Source organism: Marinospirillum insulare DSM 21763 (assembly GCF_000686905.1).
GTDB lineage: Bacteria > Pseudomonadota > Gammaproteobacteria > Pseudomonadales > Halomonadaceae > Marinospirillum > Marinospirillum insulare.
In genome coordinates this window covers 58,807-81,165 of the sequence record NZ_JMLW01000005.1, presented here as the reverse complement: position 1 = coordinate 81,165, position 22,359 = coordinate 58,807, and the positions used below count along the sequence as shown (strand labels likewise).

At 42.5% G+C, this 22,359-nt stretch carries 22 protein-coding genes; 11 read left to right on the top strand and 11 right to left on the bottom strand.

Annotation, left to right across the window (positions count from 1 at the left end):
• Positions 1-6 precede the first annotated feature (6 nt).
• The 5 genes from BP27_RS0102790 to lpxC all read left to right on the top strand — a co-directional run bounded on the left by BP27_RS0102790 (position 7) and on the right by lpxC (position 5,339).
• On the top strand, positions 7-951 hold the full coding sequence (locus BP27_RS0102790; RefSeq protein ID WP_027850253.1) for a D-alanine--D-alanine ligase: 945 nt from the start codon (positions 7-9) through the stop codon (positions 949-951).
• Positions 944-1,654 carry a cell division protein FtsQ/DivIB gene (locus tag BP27_RS0102785; protein ID WP_027850252.1) on the top strand — a complete coding sequence of 237 codons (711 nt, stop codon included), beginning with the start codon at positions 944-946 and terminating at the stop codon, positions 1,652-1,654. Before BP27_RS0102790 ends, BP27_RS0102785 begins: the two co-directional genes overlap by 8 nt.
• Positions 1,655-1,663: 9 nt before the next feature.
• Positions 1,664-2,926, top strand: coding sequence for a cell division protein FtsA (ftsA, locus tag BP27_RS0102780; RefSeq protein ID WP_027850251.1), 1,263 nt, complete (start codon positions 1,664-1,666; stop codon positions 2,924-2,926).
• Positions 2,927-3,103: 177 nt separating this feature from the next.
• Positions 3,104-4,276 (top strand): cell division protein FtsZ, encoded by a 1,173-nt coding sequence (gene ftsZ / locus BP27_RS0102775; protein ID WP_027850250.1) that lies wholly within the window; start codon positions 3,104-3,106, stop codon positions 4,274-4,276.
• Positions 4,277-4,424: 148 nt separating this feature from the next.
• Positions 4,425-5,339 carry a UDP-3-O-acyl-N-acetylglucosamine deacetylase gene (gene lpxC / locus BP27_RS0102765; RefSeq protein WP_027850249.1) on the top strand — a complete coding sequence of 305 codons (915 nt, stop codon included), beginning with the start codon at positions 4,425-4,427 and terminating at the stop codon, positions 5,337-5,339.
• A 71-nt stretch (positions 5,340-5,410) separates the two neighbouring features.
• On the opposite strand, the gene BP27_RS0102760 is transcribed toward lpxC, so the two are convergent.
• Positions 5,411-5,854 (bottom strand): DUF721 domain-containing protein, encoded by a 444-nt coding sequence (locus BP27_RS0102760; RefSeq protein WP_027850248.1) that lies wholly within the window; start codon positions 5,852-5,854, stop codon positions 5,411-5,413.
• Positions 5,855-5,936: 82 nt separating this feature from the next.
• On the opposite strand from BP27_RS0102760, the gene BP27_RS0102755 reads away from it, so the two are divergent.
• From BP27_RS0102755 to BP27_RS0102740, 4 genes are all read left to right on the top strand, one after another.
• Positions 5,937-6,866: a M23 family metallopeptidase gene (locus BP27_RS0102755; RefSeq protein ID WP_027850247.1), complete on the top strand. Its 930-nt coding sequence runs from the start codon at positions 5,937-5,939 to the stop codon at positions 6,864-6,866.
• A 183-nt stretch (positions 6,867-7,049) separates the two neighbouring features.
• Positions 7,050-9,755: a preprotein translocase subunit SecA gene (secA, locus tag BP27_RS0102750; protein WP_027850246.1), complete on the top strand. Its 2,706-nt coding sequence runs from the start codon at positions 7,050-7,052 to the stop codon at positions 9,753-9,755.
• A 30-nt stretch (positions 9,756-9,785) separates the two neighbouring features.
• The gene (gene argJ, locus BP27_RS0102745) at positions 9,786-11,003 is read left to right on the top strand and encodes a bifunctional glutamate N-acetyltransferase/amino-acid acetyltransferase ArgJ (RefSeq protein WP_027850245.1); all 1,218 of its coding nucleotides are present in this window, start codon (positions 9,786-9,788) and stop codon (positions 11,001-11,003) included.
• Positions 11,004-11,016: 13 nt separating this feature from the next.
• A complete protein-coding gene (locus BP27_RS0102740; protein WP_036239192.1) occupies positions 11,017-11,955 on the top strand; it encodes a Nudix family hydrolase in 939 nt (312 codons plus the stop codon).
• On the opposite strand, the gene BP27_RS0102735 is transcribed toward BP27_RS0102740, so the two are convergent.
• Positions 11,940-12,131: a DNA gyrase inhibitor YacG gene (locus BP27_RS0102735; protein ID WP_027850243.1), complete on the bottom strand. Its 192-nt coding sequence runs from the start codon at positions 12,129-12,131 to the stop codon at positions 11,940-11,942. The genes BP27_RS0102740 and BP27_RS0102735 overlap by 16 nt on opposite strands.
• A 5-nt stretch (positions 12,132-12,136) precedes the next feature.
• Complete coding sequence (gene coaE / locus BP27_RS0102730; RefSeq protein WP_051610189.1) at positions 12,137-12,781, bottom strand: dephospho-CoA kinase; 645 nt, start codon at positions 12,779-12,781, stop codon at positions 12,137-12,139.
• A 168-nt stretch (positions 12,782-12,949) separates the two neighbouring features.
• Here coaE and BP27_RS0102725 point away from each other — a divergent pair, with 168 nt between their 5' ends.
• Positions 12,950-13,318 carry a histone-like nucleoid-structuring protein, MvaT/MvaU family gene (locus tag BP27_RS0102725; protein WP_027850241.1) on the top strand — a complete coding sequence of 123 codons (369 nt, stop codon included), beginning with the start codon at positions 12,950-12,952 and terminating at the stop codon, positions 13,316-13,318.
• 132 nt (positions 13,319-13,450) lie between these two features.
• Here the strand turns inward: BP27_RS0102725 and BP27_RS0102720 are convergent, their stop codons facing one another.
• The 8 genes from BP27_RS0102720 to BP27_RS0102685 form a co-directional block, all read right to left on the bottom strand.
• On the bottom strand, positions 13,451-15,055 hold the full coding sequence (locus BP27_RS0102720) for an isocitrate lyase (protein ID WP_027850240.1): 1,605 nt from the start codon (positions 15,053-15,055) through the stop codon (positions 13,451-13,453).
• 137 nt (positions 15,056-15,192) lie between these two features.
• On the bottom strand, positions 15,193-16,185 hold the full coding sequence (locus BP27_RS16635) for a GNAT family N-acetyltransferase (RefSeq protein WP_051610187.1): 993 nt from the start codon (positions 16,183-16,185) through the stop codon (positions 15,193-15,195).
• Positions 16,186-16,209: 24 nt separating this feature from the next.
• Positions 16,210-17,427, bottom strand: a complete 1,218-nt coding sequence (locus BP27_RS0102710) for a cupin domain-containing protein (protein ID WP_036239190.1) — start codon at positions 17,425-17,427, stop codon at positions 16,210-16,212.
• A 2-nt stretch (positions 17,428-17,429) separates the two neighbouring features.
• The gene (gene purB, locus BP27_RS0102705) at positions 17,430-18,815 is read right to left on the bottom strand and encodes an adenylosuccinate lyase (RefSeq protein ID WP_027850238.1); all 1,386 of its coding nucleotides are present in this window, start codon (positions 18,813-18,815) and stop codon (positions 17,430-17,432) included.
• A 52-nt stretch (positions 18,816-18,867) separates the two neighbouring features.
• On the bottom strand, positions 18,868-19,491 hold the full coding sequence (gene hflD, locus BP27_RS0102700) for a high frequency lysogenization protein HflD (protein ID WP_027850237.1): 624 nt from the start codon (positions 19,489-19,491) through the stop codon (positions 18,868-18,870).
• On the bottom strand, positions 19,488-20,657 hold the full coding sequence (mnmA, locus tag BP27_RS0102695) for a tRNA 2-thiouridine(34) synthase MnmA (protein WP_027850236.1): 1,170 nt from the start codon (positions 20,655-20,657) through the stop codon (positions 19,488-19,490). Before mnmA ends, hflD begins: the two co-directional genes overlap by 4 nt.
• Positions 20,658-20,740: 83 nt before the next feature.
• Positions 20,741-21,205, bottom strand: a complete 465-nt coding sequence (locus tag BP27_RS0102690) for an NUDIX hydrolase (RefSeq protein WP_027850235.1) — start codon at positions 21,203-21,205, stop codon at positions 20,741-20,743.
• A complete protein-coding gene (locus tag BP27_RS0102685) occupies positions 21,205-21,810 on the bottom strand; it encodes a pseudouridine synthase (protein WP_027850234.1) in 606 nt (201 codons plus the stop codon). Before BP27_RS0102685 ends, BP27_RS0102690 begins: the two co-directional genes overlap by 1 nt.
• Before the next feature lie 173 nt (positions 21,811-21,983).
• On the opposite strand from BP27_RS0102685, the gene clpS reads away from it, so the two are divergent.
• A complete protein-coding gene (gene clpS / locus BP27_RS0102680) occupies positions 21,984-22,310 on the top strand; it encodes an ATP-dependent Clp protease adapter ClpS (RefSeq protein WP_027850233.1) in 327 nt (108 codons plus the stop codon).
• Positions 22,311-22,359: the final 49 nt, after the last annotated feature.

Below are 22,359 nucleotides of genomic sequence, written 5' to 3'. Positions count from 1 at the left end.
GTGTTCATGAGCCTAACAAAAGAAGATATCCAAGCCTTTGGGCGTGTAGCTGTACTAATGGGCGGTTGCTCTGCAGAAAGAGAAGTGTCTTTACGAAGTGGCAATGCGGTATTAGATTCTTTGCTTAGATCAGGTGTGAATGCTTTTGGCTTAGACTTGGGTGAGCAGGCGCTTACACAGTTAATGGCTGAAAAAATAGATAGAGCCTTTATTGCGCTGCATGGCAGGGGCGGTGAAGATGGCAGTATTCAAGGTGCTTTAGAGTGGCTGCGTATTCCCTATACAGGCAGTGATGTTATGGCTTCTGCATTAGGGATGGACAAATTTAAGTGTAAGCAAGTTTGGCAAGGTCTAGATTTACCTACGCCTGCATCGAGTCTTCTTAACCCGACAAGTGACCCTGATGAATTAGTTGCTAAGCTAGGCTTGCCTTTAATGGTTAAGCCCGCTCATGAAGGCTCAAGTATAGGCATGAGTAAAGTCGTTTCAGTAGAGCAGTTGTCTGCCGCTTATAAAGAAGCAAGTCGTTATGATACGCGTATTCTCGCTGAAAGGTTTGTGAGTGGTCCTGAGTTTACAGTGAGCATTGTTGATGGTCAGGCTTTACCCGTAATTGGTTTGAAAACTAGCCACGATTTTTATGATTTTAACGCTAAGTATCAAGCCACAGATACTGAATACTTGCTGCCTTGCGGCTTAACTGCTAGTGAGGAGCAGGCCTTGCAGGTATTAGCATTAGAGGCCTATCATGCGGTTGGTTGTGAAAGCTGGGGTAGGGTCGATATTATGGTTGATGAAAATAAGCAGTCTTGGTTGCTTGAAGTAAATACTAGCCCAGGTATGACAGACCACAGTTTGGTACCTCAAGCAGCTGCCCATGTGGGTATAAGTTTCGATCAGCTAGTGCTCAAAATTTTAGCAACGGCTAACTTAAAGGTATTTTGTGGCTAGGTTCACGTTTTGGCTTAAGGTTATTGTTCCATTAGGCCTACTCATTATACTGGTAGGCTTTTGGTTAAACTGGACTTTAGCTCGACCTGTAGGGCAAGTTTCTATTTATGGTGAAGTGCAATATGCAGATTTAGATAAACTGCAAGAGCGATCTTTACCCTGGTTAGACGATGCATTTTGGCGTATCGACTTAAAGGGACTTAAAACCAGCTTGGAGCAAGACCCTTGGTTGCGTGAAGTTGTAGTGAATAGGGTTTGGCCAGATCAAATACGTTTAGAACTAGTAGAGCGAATACCCTGGGCGCACTGGAATAAAAGGCATCTCATTGATGAGCAGGGTAAGGGGTTTAATCCTGGTTTTGAATACACTAAAGAGTTAAATCGGCATATCTATTCAAAAAAGGATACACTTGCAGAAGCCGTCAACTTTTGGCTAGATCTTGACGCTTTGTTACAAAAATCTAATTTAAGGCTCACAGAGCTACATCATGAGCAAAGAGGTGCTTGGCAGTTAGAGCTAAACACTAGTATTCGTGTACTTGTTGGTCGTGATAATATAGTAAATAGAGTTAATCGTTTTTTATGGGCTTGGCAACATTGGTTAGAGGCAGAAGCCGTCAATCTTGCTAGTGTTGACTTGCGTTATCCAAATGGCTTGTCTGTTGCTTGGCATAAAAGCGCGTTATTAAATATAAAGGAGTAGTAGCTCACCATGGCTCAGCAGTCACATCGCGGCAACCTAGTTGTTGGCCTAGATATTGGTACATCCAAGGTGGTTGCCATTGTTGGTCAGCGCACTCCTGAAGGCGAACTAGAAATTATTGGTCTAGGTTCCCACCCTTCACGCGGCTTAAAAAAAGGCGTAGTGATTAATATTGAGTCAACTGTGCAGTCTATACGCCGTGCTGTAGAAGAAGCAGAGTTAATGGCAGGCTGTGAGATTCATTCAGTTTATGTTGGTATTGCAGGTAGCCACGTTCACAGCATGAACTCAGATGGTGTGGTTTCTATTCGAGATAGAGAAGTAGGCGAAGCAGATTTAGAAAGGGTAATAGATGCAGCTAGGGCAGTGCCTATACCAGCAGACCAAAAGATTATTCATATTCTTCCACAAGAGTACGCTATAGATAACCAAGAAGGCATTCGTGAACCCATGGGAATGTCGGGTGTGCGTTTAGAAGCAAAAGTACACCTAGTTACCTGTGCAGTTAATGCTGTACAAAATATTGAAAAATGCGTTCGCCTTTGTGGATTAGAAGTAGAAGACATTATTTTAGAGCAGCTAGCCTCAAGCTATGCTGTTTTAACTGAAGATGAAAAAGAATTAGGTGTTTGTATTGTTGATATTGGTGGTGGTACTACTGATATTGCTATCTTTGCAGAAGGTGCTATACGTCACACAGCCGTTATTCCCATTGCTGGTGACCAGGTCACTAACGACATAGCTATGGCTTTAAGAACGCCTACCGTTCACGCAGAAAGTATTAAAATAAAATATGCTTGTGCTCTAACCCAGTTAGCTGGTCCGGACGAAATGCTAAAGGTGCCTAGTGTTGGAGATAGAGAGCCACGCGATTTATCTCGCCAAGCTTTAGCTGAAGTAGTAGAGCCGCGTTACGACGAGTTATTTACGTTAATTCAAGCTGAACTACGTCGCAGTGGTTTTGAAGAACTTATCCCTGCCGGCATAGTGTTGACAGGTGGCACTGCTAAGATGGAGGGCGCTGTTGAATTGGCAGAAGAAATTTTTCATGCACCCGTTCGATTGGCGAGCCCGCAGTTTGTGGTTGGGTTAGACGATGTAGTAAATAATCCAATTCACGCAACTGGGGTAGGTTTGTTACACTATGCTCTATTGCGTAACGAGTCGGAAGGCTTGCCAGAGGTTAGTTACCGTAATGACACATTAAAAGCTGATCCTACTGGTGAAGGCTTAACAAGCAGAATTAGGCGCTGGTTTCAGCGTCAGTTTTAAATAAATATTGTATTATTATGATGTAAAGCTTTGCATTACAGGGTTTTTTTTGTTAGATCGCTTTCATTTTGGCGCTTTTATTTGTTAGTCTAGCAAAACTAAGTATAAATAAAGATCTATTACAGGCAGCTTCTGTGACCTTAACTGGACATAGAGTTGGGTTTGGGAGAAGAATAAATGGCTTTTGAATTGGCGGACAGCTCACCCTCAGCATCTCCAGTAATTAAAGTAATTGGGGTTGGTGGTGGTGGTGGTAATGCGGTTAATCACATGGTTGCTGCAAAAATTGAGGGTGTAGAGTTTATCTGTGCTAATACAGATGCTCAGGCACTTAAAAATGTTGCCGCCAAAACTGTTTTGCAATTAGGTGGAGAAATCACCAAAGGCTTGGGGGCTGGCGCTAATCCAGAAATTGGGCGTCAAGCCGCTATGGAAGATCGCAAGCTGATCGAAGAGGTCTTGCAAGGCACAGACATGCTATTCATCACTGCTGGCATGGGTGGTGGCACAGGTACTGGTGCGGCACCAGTTGTTGCAGAAATTGCCAAAGAGCTAGGAATACTATCTGTTGCAGTGGTTACCAAACCCTTCCCCTTCGAGCAAAGAAAGCGGATGTCAATTGCTGAAGAAGGCATAGCTAATCTTGTAGAGCATGTTGATTCTTTGATTACTATTCCAAACGAACGACTTCTAGCGGTTATGGGTAAAACAACTAGCCTGTTAGATGCTTTTGCCGCAGCTAATGACGTACTACTAGGTGCTGTTCAAGGCATTGCAGAGTTGATTACCAACCCTGGGGTCATTAACCTTGACTTCGCCGATGTGAGTACCGTTATGTCCGAAATGGGCATGGCGATGATGGGCTCAGGTGCATCTAAGGGTGATCAAAGAGCTCGTGAAGCCGCAGAGCAAGCTGTCTTCTCACCGCTTCTTGAAGATGTTGATCTGAAAGGTGCGCGCGGTATCCTGGTTAACGTGGTTGGTAATGCCAGTATGGGCTTGCATGAATTCCAGGAAGTTATGGATACCGTCACAGCTTTTGCATCACCCGATGCCACTGTGATTGTGGGTACCTCGCTAGATAATAGCTTAGAGGAAGAGTTGCGTGTAACTATAGTCGCAACAGGTTTGGAGCCTGCTAAAAAGCAGGAAGCAGCACCCCAGCCTACAGATAAAAAAGCAGCTCAAAAGCAGCCTGTTAGGGCCGCACGACCCACACTAAAAGAAGTGAGTGGTGCTGAAAATCAAGCAGCTGATACTCGTCAACAAAGTGCTAGAATTAACCCTAAAAGTGACTCTGATATGAGCTACTTAGATATCCCTGCATTTTTAAGAAAGCAAGCAGACTAGTAAAAATGTACTAGCGATCTTTTATTTTTTACCAGCTAAAAGTTTGTTAGTATATGCAGTAACTAAAGAATTTAAGCCACTACCACCTAACAGTGGGTTTAACGGCATTTTATAAGGTAATAAGTCCTACAGGGCAGAGACAAAGGCAATGATTAAACAGTGCACTTTAAGAAACACCATTAGAGCAACAGGGGTTGGCTTACACTCAGGTGATAAAGTCTATTTAACCTTGCGTCCTGCACCTGTAAACACAGGTATCGTTTTTCGTCGCGTAGATTTAGACCCAGCTGTTGAAATCCGTGCCTGCGCTAAAAATGTTCATGAAACCACCTTGTCTACAACACTTAATGAAGGTGATGTCAAAGTTAGTACGGTAGAGCATCTGCTTTCTGCTTTGGCAGGCTTAGGTATCGACAACCTATACGTTGAAGTGAGCTCTGCTGAAGTTCCAATTATGGATGGTAGTGCTGGGCCTTTTGTGTTCCTTATTCAGTCAGCGGGTATCCAAGAGCAAGACGCACCTAAGCAATTTATTCGTATTAAGAAAAAGATCGAAGTTAAAGAAGATGATAAAACAGCTAGCTTTGAACCCTACGAAGGTTTTAAAGTTGGCTTTAGCATAGATTTTGATCACCCAGTTTTTCGTGACCAAAAACAAAATGCTGTGATAGATTTTTCAACAACATCTTTTGTTCGTGAAGTCAGTCGAGCACGCACCTTTGGCTTTATGCGTGATATAGAATACCTACGTTCACACAACCTGGCCTTAGGTGGCAGCATGGAAAATGCTATCGTTGTAGATGATTACCGTATTCTTAATGAAGATGGTTTACGTTATGAAGACGAGTTTGTTAAGCACAAGGTTTTAGATGCAATTGGTGACCTCTACTTATTAGGCAAAAGCTTGATAGGTGAATTTAAAGGGCATAAATCTGGTCATGGCTTAAATAATAAGCTTCTACGTGAGCTGCTCGAAAACCCAGATGCTTATGAGGTGGTTACTTTTGAAGGTGAGAAAGAAAAAGCACCCATCTCTTACACCTCGGCAATAGAAATAGCTTAGCTTGCATCAAGTTGAACCAAAAAAATCGACGTTATGTCGATTTTTTTTGGTCATAAGAAATAGTTAAGAGGTTACTTTTGACTGAGTCTTAGCAATACAGCTTTAAGTTGAGGGTTGTCTGTAGTTTCAGCTAAAAGCTTTAATTGGTTTTGGCTGTTAGCAGGAATATTAAGTTTTTTAAAAACTTTTTTGGGTTCAGGTGGGTTAGGCCTAACTTTTACATCGATGCTTTTTAGTTCCGGTATTTTTTGCTGTAGATCATAGAGCAGTTTAGCTTGAAAAAACCGTAAGTGGGTAAGGTTGCTAGCAGTTGGCGTAATTAATGCTAACCTATTATTTTGAAAATTAGCCACCCTAAATTGACTGGCAAGCTCCTTAGGTAAGTAATTATGTACCAGAGTTTCAATTTGTTTCAGATAGGCGGCCTTGTTTAAAACCTGTCCTAAAATTGAAGTATCTTTGTTAATTATGGCACTTAAAGATTTTGTTCTTCCGGCTCTTGGCTTTATACTCACTACTGCCTCCACTAAGCAAATAGATATAAGAGCTTAATCAATATTGATAAAAACACCAAGTGGCGCGAATGGGAAACAACCAATGAATTTGATTTTTTGCAGTAGTAAGCACAGCTCGAGTCGCTCAGTAAATCTTTCATCTAAATTACTGGCCTTGGTTTTTGCCTTGGTTTTCTTTATACCTGCTGCCATAGGTGGTTCGCTGGTATATTGGTGGGTAGACCATAATGAAAGACAAATGAAAGACCATGCCAATAAAATGTGGCAGCAAGAGCTTAACGAGCAGCGTGCAGAAGTTGAATTAGTTAAGCGCCAATCTATAGAAAAAATAGATGCCTTAACGCCTAAAGTTGGTGAGCTTCAAGCTAGGCTGATGCGTTTAGATGCACTAGGTAAACGCTTAACCTCTGTAGCGAATCTTGGTGATGAATTCGATTTTGATCAGCCACCACCTATGGGTGGACCTGAATACGTTTATGAAGAAGGTTCAGCCTATACAGATTCTGAGTTGATGGAAACCCTAGACTCCTTAACCAATAAAATTGAGCAACGCCAACAACAGCTAGAGCTTATTCATTCTTTACTAACTAAACGTAGCTTTGCTGATCAGGTTTATATTGCTGGCCGTCCTATTGAACGGGGCTGGATGTCATCTACCTTTGGTCGCCGCAGTGATCCTTTTACTGGTCGTACCTCTTGGCATGGAGGAATAGACTTTGCTGGTAAAGAAAATTCAAATGTATTAGCAACTGGTGCAGGGGTCGTAGTTCACTCTGCTGCACGCGGTGGTTTTGGTAATCTAGTTGAAATAGATCATGGTGATGGCTACTTAACTCGCTATGCGCATTTAAACGACTTTGTTGTCAGTAAAGGTGATATAGTGAAGCGCGGTGATACAGTTGGTTTAATGGGCTGTACAGGACGTTGTACTGGGCCTCATGTGCATTATGAGGTGCTTCGAAACGGTCGTGCTGTAGACCCTATACGTTATGTGTCCCGATCGGCACCTTAGTTTTAAAGTTAAAACAAAGACCCGCTAAGGCGGGTTTTGTTGTTTTTATATGCGCTAGAAATTATTATGCTAGCAACCTAGCTCAACTCTTATGTTTCAGTCAGCTTCAAACACATTTTAATTAAAACGTGGTATGTTGTGCGGTCATAATTCCAACAGCCTAACCACGGGTAAGGACATTCGATGATTACCGCCTTGTTAAAGAAAATATTTGGTAGTAAAAACGAGCGTGAACTCAAGCGTATTCGTAAAGTAGTAGAACAAATAAACGCCTTAGAACCCGAGTTAAAAACCTTAGCCGATGAAGATTTTGCCCTACGCACTCAAGCCTTAAAAGAAAGAGCTGCCCAGGGTGAGTCACTAGATAAGCTACTCCCAGAAAGTTTTGCGCTAGTACGTGAAGCCAGTGTTCGTGCGCTTAATATGCGCCATTTTGATGTGCAAATGATTGGCGGTATGGTTTTACATGAAGGCCAAATCGCGGAGATGCGTACTGGTGAAGGTAAAACACTGGTGGCAACCTTGGCTGTTTACCTAAATGCTCTATCTAACAAGGGTGTGCATGTTGTCACAGTTAACGACTACCTAGCCAAGCGTGATGCCGAGTGGATGGGAAAACTCTACCGCTTTATGGGGCTAAGTGTAGGTGTTATCTATTCAGGCCAAAGCCAAGAAGAAAAACGCCAAGCTTATCAAGCCGATATTACCTACGGTACCAATAACGAGTTTGGTTTTGATTACCTGCGCGATAATATGGCTTTTTCATTAGAAGAGCGTGTTCAGCGCGACCTTAACTATGCCGTAATTGATGAAGTTGATTCTATATTAATTGATGAAGCTCGTACGCCTTTAATTATTTCTGGTGCAGCAGAAGACAGCTCTGCTATGTACCGTTTAATTAATAAACTGGTACCTGGATTAACGCCTTGGAATGAAGAAACAGAGACAGGCGACTTTATAATCGATGAAAAACAGCGCAGCTTAGAATTAACCGAGCAAGGTCACCAGTTAGTAGAAGAGCTGCTAAGTAAAGAAGGTGTGTTAAAAGCAGGCGATAGTCTTTATGCATCGGCTAACTTAAGCCTTCTACATCATGTTCAGTCCGCACTACGTGCTCATCAAATGTTCAACAAAGATGTTGATTACATAGTCAGTGAAGGGCAGGTAGTTATAGTAGACGAACACACGGGTCGTACTATGCCCGGTCGTCGTTGGGGTGAAGGTTTACACCAAGCAATAGAAGCCAAAGAAGGTTTGAATATTCAAGCAGAAAGCCAAACGCTTGCTGCTACTACCTTCCAAAACTACTTCCGCTTATATACCAAACTGTCTGGTATGACAGGTACTGCTGATACAGAAGCTTATGAATTTAATCATATCTATGCGTTAAATGTAGTGGTTATTCCAACTAACCGTCAGGTACAACGTAAAGACTTAAATGATCTAGTCTTTATGAGCTCAGAAGAAAAATTTGAAGCCATTATTAAAGACGTGCAACACACGGTTGAACAAGGCCAGCCAGTTTTAGTTGGTACTGCCTCTATTGAAACCTCTGAGTTTGTCAGTGGGTTACTAAAAAAAGCCGGTGTTGCCCACAAAGTGCTTAATGCTAAACAGCATGAAAGTGAAGCAGAAATCATTGCTCAAGCTGGTCGAGCAGGTGCTGTAACGCTTGCAACCAATATGGCTGGTCGTGGTACAGACATTAAATTAGGTGGTAACTGGGAAGTTGAAGCTGAGAAATTAGATAACCCCACTGAAGAACAACTAGAAAAACTAAAAGCGGCTTGGCAAGAACGCCATGATGCTGTTGTAGCCGCTGGTGGTTTGCACGTTATAGGTACAGAGCGCCATGAATCTCGCCGTATAGATAACCAGTTAAGAGGTCGTTCTGGTCGTCAAGGTGACCCAGGTTCAACCCGCTTCTTCCTCTCCTTAGAAGACAGTCTAATGCGTATTTTTGCATCGGACCGTGTTAAAAGCATGATGACCATGCTGGGTATGAAGCATGGTGAAGCCATAGAACACAAAATGGTTACCAACGCAGTTGAAAAAGCCCAGCGCAAGGTTGAAGGGCGTAACTTTGATATTCGTAAGCAGCTACTAGAATACGATGATGTCAATAATGATCAGCGCAGCGTTATTTATGCCCAGCGCCGTGAAATACTTGAAGCAGAAGAGATAGCTGAAGAAATTGAAGAAATGCGTGAAGACGTACTAGATGCGGCTATTTCTCAATTCATTCCACCTCAATCTATGCCTGAACAGTGGCGCGTGGCCGAATTAGAAAGCTACCTAGCAACAGAATTTAACTTAGATGCAGAAGTTCAACAGTGGCTAGATGAAGATAAAAGCTTGCATGAAGAAAGCTTAAGAGAAAAACTGCAGCAAGCACTTGAAGAAGCTTATAAAGAAAAAGAAGAGCAAGCAGGTGGCGACCTATTAAGGAAGTTTGAACAACAAATTATGTTGCAGGTTCTAGATACCCGCTGGAAAGAACACCTGCAGAGCATGGATCAGCTACGCCAAGGTATTCATCTTAGAGGTTATGCACAAAAGAACCCTAAGCAAGAATACAAGCGAGAAGCTTTTGGTTTGTTTGAGAACTTCTTAGCCAATGTGCGTAGTGATGTTGTTAGAATTTTAAGTCATGTGAAAATTCGTACTCCAGAAGAAGTTGAAGCCATTGAGCGTCAACGTCGTGCCGAAGCTGAAGCCTTAATGCAGCGTCAAACCGCACACCACGATTCCCCAGAATCCAATGAAGAAGCTACCGCAACTAATTCAGGTCAGCCCTTTAAACGTGACTTTCCTAAAGTTGGGCGCAACGAGCCCTGCCCCTGTGGTTCGGGTAAAAAGTATAAGCAGTGTCACGGTAAATTAAGTTAAAACTTGCCCCCTAGGTGGGAGGAGAAAAGTATGGCCGTAGGTCAATTTGAGCTGCCAGAATTTAATAAAATTGCTGGTTTGCGTGTAGGTACAGCCAGTGCAGGAATTAAAAAGCCTGGACAACAAGATTTAGTTATTTTTGAACTTGCAGACACAAGTACAACTGCGGGTGTATTCACCTTAAATGCTTTTTGTGCTGCCCCTGTGCAAGTGGCTCGCGAAAACATAAAAGAAGTAAAGCCTCGTTACCTGGTAATCAATACGGGTAATGCAAATGCAGGTACTGGTTCTAAAGGCTTAGCTGATGCCAAACAAACTTGTGCAAGCCTAGCAGAATTGACCCAAGTTAATCCGCAAGCGGTATTGCCCTTTTCGACAGGTGTTATTGGTGAGCCCTTACCAATGGATAGGCTACTTGCTGGTCTACCCAATGCACTGGACGCGTTAGATGAATCAGGTTGGGCAGCTGCTGCCTCTGGCATTTTAACAACCGACACACAACCTAAAGGTGCGACCACCATTTTCACCATTAATGGTGAAAAAGTAGCGATTAGCGGTATTGCTAAGGGCTCAGGCATGATCAAGCCCAATATGGCTACCATGCTAGGTTTTATTGCTACGGATGCATCCATTGCTCAACCACTATTAAAGCAGCTTTTAAAAGAGGCTAGCGAACTAAGCTTTAATAGAATTACGGTTGATGGTGATACCTCTACAAACGATGCATGCATGCTAATTGCAACTGGCAAATCGGCTGAAGTAGCAGTTGAAGATACAGCAGCAGTTGCAGCCTTTCGTGAAGCTCTTGTCAGCCTAATGCAAGAGCTAGCTTGGAGTATTGTGCGAGACGGTGAAGGTGCTACCAAATTTGTCACCATACAAGTTGAAGAAGCGCTGACTCGTTCAGAAGCTTTAGAAGCAGCTTTTACGGTTGCTCATTCACCTCTAGTTAAAACAGCCCTTTATGCCAGTGATGCCAACTGGGGACGCATTCTTGCTGCTATTGGACGTACTCCAGGCCTTGAAAACCTGCAAGTGGAAGGCGTAACAATCTTTTTAGGTGATGTGCTACTAGTTGAAGAGGGTGGTCGTGCTGCTAGTTATACAGAAGAAGCGGGCGCGGCAGTGATGCAACAAGAAGAAATTACTTTGCGCATTAAACTGGGTCGTGGTCAGGCAGAAGAAACTGTTTGGACTTGCGACTTCTCCCATGATTACGTTTCAATTAATGCAGATTATCGCAGTTAAGGATTTATACACTATGCCACAACCTATGTTAGTTGCCGCTGCAGCCATAATAAATGATAAAGGCCAGGTATTAATTGCGCGTCGGCCTGCAGGAGTTGACCAAGCTGGGTTATGGGAATTACCTGGTGGAAAGCTAGCACCTTATGAAACCGGTTTCCAGGCGCTTAAACGTGAAATAGGCGAAGAGCTGGGTATAGAGGTATTAAAAGCACGACCTTTAATTAGAGTAAGGCATAGCTATTCAAATAAAACAGTTTTACTCGACGTTTGGAAGGTATTAGAGTTTGCTGGCGAGCCCTGGGGTAGAGAAGGGCAGCCCATACGCTGGGTAGCGGTAGATGACTTAGTTAACTATACCTTTCCAGCAGCTAACAAACCCATTATAAAAGCCGTAGAGCTACCAGAAGAATACTTAATTACTGGCGCATTCAAAGATACTCAAGATGCTTTAAACCGTTTAAATAAAGCTTTAGAGCAGGGTGTTAAGCTAGTCCAGCTAAGAGCCCATCAACTCAATGCAGAAAGTTACCGTGAACTAGCACAAGCATTTTTAGGGCCTTGCCAAAGTGCGGGTGCTAAATTAATGCTTAATGCAGCCCCAGAGCTACTCAACCAAGTGGATGCAGACGGTATCCACCTAACGGCAGCACGTCTTGCTCAATATGATCAGCGGCCAGTTCCAGTTGATAAATGGTTGGCCGCTTCTTGTCATGATGCTGAATCTATAACACAAGCAGAAAACATTAGAGCCGATTTTATTACCCTATCTCCAGTATTAAAGACTCCTTCTCACCCCAAAGCGCAAGCCTTAGGGTGGCATGACTTTAATAACCTAACAGATAACTCTAAGCTGCCTGTTTATGCGTTAGGTGGAATGGATAAAAAGCAGCTAGATAGAATTTTTGGCTTAGGTGGGCAAGGCTTAGCTGGTATAACTCAGTATTGGTCTTGATCATCAACGTCTAAGAGTTCATCGCCTGCTATTTTATGGTCTTCTGCAGCCCAAGCGCCTAGGTCTATTAACTTACAACGTTCACAGCAAAAGGGCCGAAAGGCATTTTCCTTGCTTAAAATACTTGGCTTACCGCAAGTTGGGCAAGGAAAGATACGGGTAATCTCTTCTTTCATGTTTATTACTCTTGGTTAGTTTTAAGCTTAGCTAGCTCAAGGTATTTAGTATGTAGGGAGTTTACCTGTTTTTCTAAATGATTTAAGTCCCCAGAGTTATCTATTAGGTCATCCGCTAAAGCTAGTCTTTCTGGTCGGCTAATTTGTTGTGCGATTATTTTTTTAACCAAGTCTGGGGAGTTATTATCCCTGCTAGCTGTACGGCTAATTTGCATTTCTTCAGGTAGATCAACAATCAATAATCTATCTGCAAGCTCCACTTGGCCACTTTCAATGAGTAAAGGTGAGGCTAGTAGAACATAAACACTGGTTGCTTTAGTTAAAGCACTAAGAACCGCTTGTTTCACCCAAGGGTGTATTAAATTTTCCAACCAAACTTTAGCAGTTGAATCATTAAATATTATACTTCTTAATGCTGCTCTATCTAAACTACCATCAGCTAATTTAAGCTGTTGACCAAAGTGATTAAATACCTTGCTTAATAAGGGTGAATTTAACTCGAGTGCTTTACGAGCAAGTACATCAGTATCTATTACATCTATACCTAAGTTAGCAAAAAGATCACTAGCAGCAGTTTTGCCTGAGCCTATGCCACCCGTTAAGCCTATAATGAGTTGCTTATGTTTATTGTTTAATAGATTATTCGGCACTTATTAACCTTTTGTGAGTCTTAATTGGAGTAAGTTTTATACAAAACAAGGCTTATTAGGTTTGAATTTATGTTAATTAATCCATTTATACAACATTAGACTTGCCAAACTTAAGATTGTGTATAAAATTTACAGGGCCTGTTGAAAAATATCCTATTGGAGTAATGTATGTCTATATTAGCAAATTATCGTGAAAAAGAAGAAATGCTTCGTAAGCTCAAAGAAGAAATGAGCAGAATGCAAGAAAACCCAGAGCTTAAAAAAGAATTAAGCTTTAAAGAAGAAGTTCAAGCTGTCTTAGATAAGCATCAGCGTAATGTTGCTGATCTCGCCACTATTTTTGGTCTTAATCAGTCTGCTGCTACAGCTAAGTCCGGTCGTGGTAACCGTCGTACGCGTAAGCTTAAAGTTTATGTTAACCCACACACACAAGAAACCATTGAAACGCGTGGTGGTAATCATAAAGAACTAAAAGAATGGAAAGCAGCTCACGGTTCAGAAGTAGTAGAAAGCTGGGTAACGGAAGAGCGCGAATAAGCTAGATTAAATAGCTAGTTAATTTAAAAACCCTGATTATTCAGGGTTTTTTTTGTTTGAAATTCTTAACTAGCAATAAAAAAGCCACCCTAAGGTGGCTTTAAATATAACAGTTAGAAACCTAGTGTTCGATTAAACGTTATCGAACTGGTTCATCGTGTTGTCTTCACCGCTTGCTTTCAGTGCAGCATCGCCTGAGAAGTATTCTTTGTGCGTATCACCGATATCAGAACCAGCCATGTTCTGGTGACGTACACAGTCAATACCCTGACGAATTTCTTTACGCTGAACACCTTCAACGTATGCCAACATACCTTCTTCACCAAAGTAGCCTTTAGCTAGGTTATCTGTAGACAGAGCTGCAGTGTGGTAAGTCGGTAGTGTGATTAGGTGGTGGAAGATACCCGCTTCACGTGCTGCGTCTGCCTGGAAGCTTTGGATACGAGCATCTGCTTCGTTACATAAGTCTGTACCATCGTAGTCAGCACTCATTAAGCGAGCACGATCGTAAGCAGAAACATCTTTACCAGCTTCTACCCAGTTATCGTAAACTTGCTGACGGAAGTTAAGTGTCCAGTTAAACGATGGGCTGTTGTTGTAAACCAGCTTAGCATCTGGAACCACTTTACGAATTTCATCAACCATTTCAGCAATTTGACCAACGTGTGGCTTCTCAGTTTCGATCCAGAGTAGGTCAGCACCGTTTTGTAGTGAAGTAATACAGTCTAGAACAACACGCTCAACACCTGTGTTCTCACGGAACTGGAATAAGCCGCTAGCTAAACGTGCAGGCTTAAGTAGCTTGCCATCAGACTTAACAACCACATCACCATTTTCAATTTCGCTAGCATCTTTAATGAAAGTACCATCAAGGAAGCTGTTGTACTGGTCGCCTAAGTCGCCTGGTTCGTTAGTTACTGCGATTTGCTTAGTTAAGCCAGCACCTAAAGAGTCAGTACGCGCAACGATAACACCGTCATCTACACCTAGCTCTAGGAAGGCATAACGAACTGCGTTGATTTTAGCTAGGAAGTCAGCATGAGGAACGGTTACTTTACCATCTTGGTGACCACACTGCTTTTCATCAGAAACTTGGTTTTCAATTTGAATGGCAGCAGCACCGGCTTCAATCATTTGCTTAGCCATTAGGTAGGTAGCTTCTTCATTACCAAAACCAGCATCGATATCTGCAATAATTGGTACAACGTGAGTTTCAAAGTTCTCGATTTGGTCTAGCAAAGATTTTTCTTCTGCTGAGTCGCCAGCTTTACGAGCCTTATCTAGCGCAGTGAATAGCTGATCAAGTTCACGCGTGTCAGCTTGACGCAAGAAGGTGTAGAGTTCTTCAATCAGTGACGCTACAGAGTTTTTCTCGTGCATGGACTGGTCAGGCAAAGGACCAAACTCTGAACGTAGTGCAGCAACCATCCAACCAGAAAGGTAAAGGTAGCGCTTGTTTGTAGTTTTAAGGTGCTTTTTGATGGCGATCATTTTTTGTTGACCGATAAAACCATGCCAGCAACCGAGTGATTGGGTGTAAGCAGAGGTGTCAGCATCATACTCAGCCATATCTTTACGCATGATAGCGGCAGTGTACTTAGCAATGTCTAGACCAGTTTTAAAACGGTTCTGGTAGCGCATGCGAGCAGCATACTCTGGATTGATAGCGCTCCAGCCATTTCCAGCTTTTTGTTTAACAGCGGCAATTGCCTGAATTTGGTCTTTATAAGTTGACATGGTGCATCCTTATTAGAGGGTAAATTGAATTTAGTGGGGCGTTTCAATGGAGCGAATGATGCCTTAGCAAGCATCCAAGCCGCAAGCCACCATTGGTAGGGGGTGTTTGGTTGTAATTTGACTACAATGAAATAAAACTACAAAGCTAGGCTTTGTAATGCTTTAACAGCTTGTGACTTTTCCCAATGCAGTTTGAACTGGGCGGTTAGTCGATAAGCCTCTCGGTGGTCAGCAGAATATAGCTCTACTCTTGGTTGTTGATAGTCTGCCCACCAAAGTAAATGGCGGTCATCCACTAATAAATAAGCAGACTGTTTAGTTTGATAGAGTAAATGACTTTGTTTAATTTCAATATAACTGGATGCACGCTGATAAAGTTTAAGCAGTGGGTTGCTTCTACGAGAAAACTCTCGTGTTTCTGCTAATAAAAAGCGTACTTTGCTATGATCATGTCTTCTAGCAACTTGTATGAGTGGTGCTAGACTGGCTTCATCAAACCAGGTATTTATATAGCTGGGTGTTTCTAAGCTAAAGCTGCGGCTCGCTTGCTGAATTAATACTTTAATGGCTAAGTAAACCTGCTCTTGCCCTTGAATACGCAGCTGACCTGTTGTGTTCAGTGCAGTTATTAGTGTTTCTTCTGTATGTTGAGTGTCATCTAATAGTTGGCTATCAAAATCGAGTAGCATAGGTAAGTGTAGAATGCCTACTTCATCATACTCATCACCATTAGGTTTAAAGCCTAGCTTGGAATAAAAATTAACAGCACTGATTTGTGCATTTAAGTGTACTTGTCTTAAATTAACACGGCGACAATGCTCTAGAATTCTAGCTATCAGTTTTTTTGCTAAACCTTTATCGCGTAGTGGTTTTAAAACTGCTAAACGCCCTAAATGTCCATCTTGGGTTAAGCGCGCAGTAGCAACTGGACGCTCATTAATAAGCAAAAGAAAGTGTTCACTGGTTGCATCTTTATCATCTAACTCATCTTTAGCAGAGATGCCTTGTTCTTCAATAAAAACTTTATGACGTATTTGACGACAAGCTTCACCTAGTTGTTGCCAACTACCTTGCTTGGCAGTTAACTTTGCGCCTTTGTTTGGGTTAGAGCTGGCAAGAGGAGACGTCATATTAAAATCCCTGTTATTGATGAGTTAATGCAACAAACTAGAAGCTTCATCTTCTTCAGTTAAATAAAGGCTGCCCTGATTTATCAGTTTAACCATTAGCTCACTTGCTTCAGGTAAAGCCAAGGTGTTTTCAATAAAAGATAGGTCGAACTCAGTGCTAGCACAAAGGCTGGCTATCCAATCTTTAAGGGGAGCAGTAAAGATAAAAGCTTCACCATCAGCAAAGAGCCAGTTACCTTCATTAGATGTTCTAAAAGCCAGGCGACTACCTTCAGCTAAGACTATTAAGGGTTCAGCTTCATCTAATAATTCATGCAGAGTAGCCGTTGTCCAAGGTTCATCTTGGGGTAGTAGTTGGTCAGGGTATTTGGTTTGCGTCATGGCTCGACCAAACCATTCACTAATAGCCGCTGGGTTATTCATTACCTGATTAAGTAATGTTTTTACCCTTTCTATTGCCGCATCATCGATTGCTGCTGGTTGCTCAGGTAAGGTTAAGTCAGCATCTGTATAACGCCAATCTTCTTCAAGGGTTTCACCAATAAAATCGGCCACACCACATAAAATTTCTTCTGCACTTAAAGCACGAAAACCTACTGACCAGGTGGTGCAGTCTTGGCTTAAAGAAGTACCCCAATGGGCTAACTGGGGTGGTAAATAGAGTAAATCACCTGGTTCTAATACCCAGTCTTGTTCAGAACTAGCTTCAAATTCAGTTAGAATTTTTAAGCGGGTATCACTTCTTAAGGGGCTGGTTTCATCGCAGTCTTGTCCTAGCTGCCAGCGTCTTTTACCGGATGCTTGTAACAAAAATACGTCATAATAATCAAAGTGTGGACCAACACTGCCACCTTCTGGTGCGTAGCTAATCATTAAATCATCAACCCGCCAGCTGGGTAAAAAGTCAAAGGCTTTTAGTAGTTCGCCTACCTCGGGTAGTAGGTGGTCAACTGCTTGCACGAGTAGCGTCCAATCTTTTTCTGGCAGGTTTTGTAAAAAGCTTTCTTCAAAGGGGCCATTAAATAATTGCCAAGGGCTTTCAGGGCCTTGCTCCATCACTAGGCGAGCTTCTACGGTTTCTTCTAAAGCTAAACCGGCTAACTCATTAATATCTAAGGGTGGCGTAAAGCTAGGGATAGCTTGACGAATTAAGAGCGGTTTTTTTTGCCAATAGTCACGTAAAAATTCTTCACGACTAATGGAGCCTAAAATGGAAGCTGGCAAAGTGATGGAAGCAGTCATTCTTAAATAGCCTTAGCTTGGGCAATGGCATTGCCAATATAATTAGCAGGGGTTAAAGCTTTGAGTTCTTGCTTAGCCTGCTCAGGAATATCTAAGCTATCAATAAATACGGCCATGCCCTCTTGAGTAATTGCCTTACCACGCGTGAGTTCTTTAAGTTTTTCATAAGGCTTTTCAATTTGGTAACGGCGCATTACGGTTTGAATCGGCTCGGCTAAAACTTCCCAGGCGGCATCTAAGTCTGCGGCTAAACGCTCTGGGTTAGTTTCTAGTTTAGAAATACCTTTAAGGCTGGCTAGGTAAGCAATTTGGCTATGCCCCATACCCACACCTAAGTTTCTTAACACGGTGGAGTCGGTTAAATCACGCTGCCAGCGAGAGATAGGCAGTTTAACCGCTAGGTGATTAAAAATAGCATTAGCAATGCCCAAATTACCTTCGGAGTTTTCAAAGTCGATAGGGTTAACCTTATGCGGCATGGTAGAAGAACCAATTTCACCTTCGACAGTTTTTTGCTTGAAGTAACCTAAAGAAATATAACCCCATACATCTCGGTCAAAGTCGATAAGAATGGTGTTAAAGCGGGCAATAGCATCAAATAGCTCAGCAATATAATCGTGGGGTTCAATTTGCGTGGTGTAGGGGTTCCAAACTAGCCCTAAACTTTCTACAAAATCTTTTGCATTGGCTTGCCAATCTAGGGTGGGGTAAGCACTTAGGTGCGCATTATAGTTACCTACAGCACCGTTAATTTTACCAAGCAGTTCAACGGCTTTTATCTGCTTAATTTGACGCTCTAAACGGTAAACCACATTGGCCATTTCTTTACCAAGCGTACTGGGGCTAGCGGTTTGGCCGTGGGTACGTGAGAGCAAAGGCACTTGTGCATTTTTATGAGCTAAATCACGAATGGCATCGGCAACCTGTTGCATCTCAGGTAAAAGAACCTTGTCTAAACCGCCTTTAAGCATTAAAGCGTGAGACAGGTTGTTAATGTCTTCACTGGTGCAAGCAAAGTGTACAAACTCACTAACAGCAGCTAACTCGGGTAAAACTTCAATACGGTCTTTAATAAAGTACTCCACGGCTTTAACGTCGTGGTTAGTCACTTGTTCATGGGTTTTAACGGCTTCAGCATCGGCAACTGAAAAGTTGGCGACTAAATCATTTAATAACTGATTAGCTTCAGCCGAAAAAGCGGGTACTTCTGTAATTTCTGGGTGTTCAGCTAGGCGTTGTAACCAACGTACCTCAACTTCGACTCGCGCACGAATTAAACCGTATTCAGAAAAGTGTTCACGTAAGCTTACAGTTCGGCTGCCATAGCGACCATCTACAGGTGAAAGGGCAGTCAGTGAAGTTAGGGTTGAGAGCTGTTCAAGAGACATAGTTAGTTCCAGAAATTAAAGGTAAAAGAAAAACTGCTGCTAAAAGCCTGCTTTAAAAACCAAATTGATTTAAGTCTTGCAGAATTTTTTTGCGTGAAAATAGAAGCTTCCAACGCTTGCCACCCGACTGAGACCAGAGCATGGCAGAGCGTATACCAGCTAAGAGTAGGGCGCGAATTTTGTCGGCATTGCCGGTTTGTTGCAAAATATTAGGATCACCTTGTACCTGAATACGAAATGAAAGGGTGCTTAAAGTGTCTTGGTAAAGTCCAGCCAGTGCAGCTAATACATTTTCATGAGTTGGGCTAAAGTGCATGGCTTGTGATTTGACTGCATCTAAACGCTGACCTATGGCAGTTAGCATTTGGGGATTTTTAGCTAGTTTGGTGTTGAGTATTAAAATAGCCATGGCATAGCGAAGTACGCTAGGGTTAACACTAGAGTCTTTAAGTAAAACCTTGCGCAGGGTGTTGGCACCTGATCGAAGATTGGAAAGCTCACCACCATAAATATCAGTGGTTGTTTCAGGATCAGTAACTAGAACGGAGTTAATACTTGTAGCAAAGGTTTGTTGGTCTACTAAACCACGCGTTGCTAAGTCATTCACTAATTGAGCAACTTGAAACACTCCTGCTAAAGCAAGCGTTTGGCGTTGTCCATAATCTAAATTATTCATTCGACAGACTCAATTTCTAATGAGGGGCTAGCGGTTTTTAAAAAGGTGCTTTCAATGACACCACCACCTAAACAAACATCATCAAGATAAAAAACCATGGATTGCCCAGGAGTCACCGCTCTTTGTGGTTGTTCAAAAACAACTTTACAGCGGCCATCAGTTAATACTTCTACTTGGCAGGCTTGATCATCTTGTCGATAGCGCACCTTACCAGTGCATTTAAAACTACTGGTTGGTGGTTCGCCTGCAACCCAGTCAGGTGCAGAGCAAATAAGACCATCAGTGAATAGCAAGGGGTTGTCTTCACCCTGAACAACAATTAGCTTGTTATTGTTTAAGTCTTTAGCTGCCACAAACCAAGGTGCTTCTGGATAGCCTTTAACACCACCTATACCTAAACCTTGGCGTTGACCTAGGGTGTAATACATTAAACCAGCATGTTGGCCAATCAATTCACCCTTGTCGGTGATTAAATCACCCGGCTGGGCAGGTAGGTATTGTTTTAAAAAGTCAGTAAAGCGGCGCTCACCTATAAAACAAATGCCAGTAGAGTCTTTCTTTTTAGCAGTAACTAAATTGTACTCTTCAGCTAAACGGCGAACTTCTGGTTTTTCTAATTTACCCACAGGGAAAAGCGTTAAGCCTAATTCTTTATGACCCACGGCATGTAAAAAATAGCTTTGGTCTTTGTTATTATCTAAACCACGTAATAGCTGTGTTTTTCCTGCTGCATCTGTACCACGCCTTACATAGTGACCTGTGGCAATAAAGTCAGCACCTAGCAGTTGGGCATACTCTAAGAAAGCTTTGAATTTGATTTCACGGTTGCAAAGAATATCAGGGTTAGGGGTGCGGCCTGCTTTGTATTCAGCTAAAAAATGCTCAAACACATTATCCCAGTATTCAGCAGCAAAATTAGCAGCGTGTAGCTTAATGCCTAGTTTGTCGCAAACGGCCTGGGCATCGGCGTAGTCTTCTTTAGCTGTGCAGTATTCAGTATTGTCATCTTCTTCCCAGTTTTTCATAAACAGGCCTTCCACCTGATAGCCTTGCTGTAAAAGCAAAATAGCTGAAACAGATGAGTCTACACCGCCAGACATACCGACTATTACGCGAGTAGAAGCTGGGTCATGAGCTGCTGTAGATGCTACTGAACACTCGGTCACTTAACACTCCGCAGAAAGAAATAATTTAAAGCGCCATTATACATGACAAGCCCAGTCTTTTTTAAGTCAAATAAACTGACGGCTTAACGGAAGTCTTGGATTAGGCTTAAGGGGTAAGACTTGCCTGCTAAAAAGTCATCAAAGCAAGGTCTAACCATGGGGCTACGAAAGCGACCTGCGGTTTCTGCTGCGTTGATTTCGTCTAGGGTTAACCAAGGCGCTGAAATAATGCCATCATCCAGTTCAGCATCGGGCAATTCAGCAAGAGGTCGAGCAATAAAACAATGGCGATGATAGGTAATATTGTTGGGTGCAACATTAATGTATAAACCTAAATAAGCTTCTATTTCTACTAACCAACCGGTTTCTTCTAAGGTTTCGCGTACTGCCGCTTCAATTAAGCTTTCATCAACTTCAACGTGCCCTGCTGGTTGATTCAGTACAGGCATATCAGTGGCAGACAGCTTGTCGTATTCCTCGACTAGTAAGAACTTACCTTCATGGTGTACCAAGGTGGCGACTGTGCAGTTGGGTGTCCAGCGTTCCATTAACCTTCCTTTTTAACACCTTTTTTGCGCGGCTTAAGTACAACCTTGTGTTGCTTAGCTGGCAGGTGTATGCGTGTTTTTTTGATTTGTGAGGGGCGCAGGTGCTCAAGTGACCAATTACCGATAGACCAGCGTACTAAACGCAGAGTAGGGAAGCCAACATGGGCTGTCATACGGCGTACTTGGCGATTGCGACCTTCTAATAGAGTGATTTCTATCCAACTAGTTCCTAAGCCGGGGCGAGGGTTAACGGGTTCAGCACGTGCGGGCAGCTTAGGCTCTTTCATTAACCGCGCACGCGCAGGGCGGGTTTTGCCATCGTTTAACTCTACGCCATCACTTAAAGCTTTCAGGGCTTCTTCAGTTATCTGCCCTTCAACTTGTACCCAATAGGTTTTAGGTAATTTAAATTCAGGGTGGGTAATGCGTGCTTGTAAAGCACCATCGTCAGTTAGCAGCAATAGCCCTTCTGAGTCATAATCTAAACGTCCAGCAGGATAAATGCCTTCAGTTTTGATAAAGTCAGCTAAGGTGCTGCGGCCTTTATCATCGGTGAACTGTGAAAGTACCTGCCAAGGTTTGTAGAATAAATAAAGGTCGCTCATGAGTATCTCAGAAAGGTGTTAAGTTAATTTATGGCATTTTAGCCTTTAGACGGCACAAGTAGTAGCAGCAATAAATTTATTTGCTTAAACACCTTGTGATTTTATTATTTTATCCCTATCTATTAGAGAGTGGTTGGTAAGGGTTAGGGGTGCAGATACAAGAGGGTTAAGTTTTGAGTGAAGATGGGCAAGGTGGGCACCTAAATGGTGATTTGGCAACAGCTACAGCTAAGCCTAAACTTGAACAACCGCCTAGGTATAAGGTTATTATGCTTAATGATGACTTTACACCTATGGAGTTTGTGGTAGAAGTATTGATGTTCTATTTTCACATGGATATGGAAAAAGCCACCCAAGTGATGCTAGATGTTCATCAGAAAGGTCGTGGTGTTTGTGGAGTTTTTAGTAAAGATGTAGCAGAAACAAAAGCAGCATTAGTTATAGACTTTGCGCGTGAGAATGAACATCCTCTTATGTGTAATGTTGAAGTTGCAGAGTAGAGTAAAGTAAAGAGTTAAAAGACCAAACAGGTCATCATTGGTTCCCAGT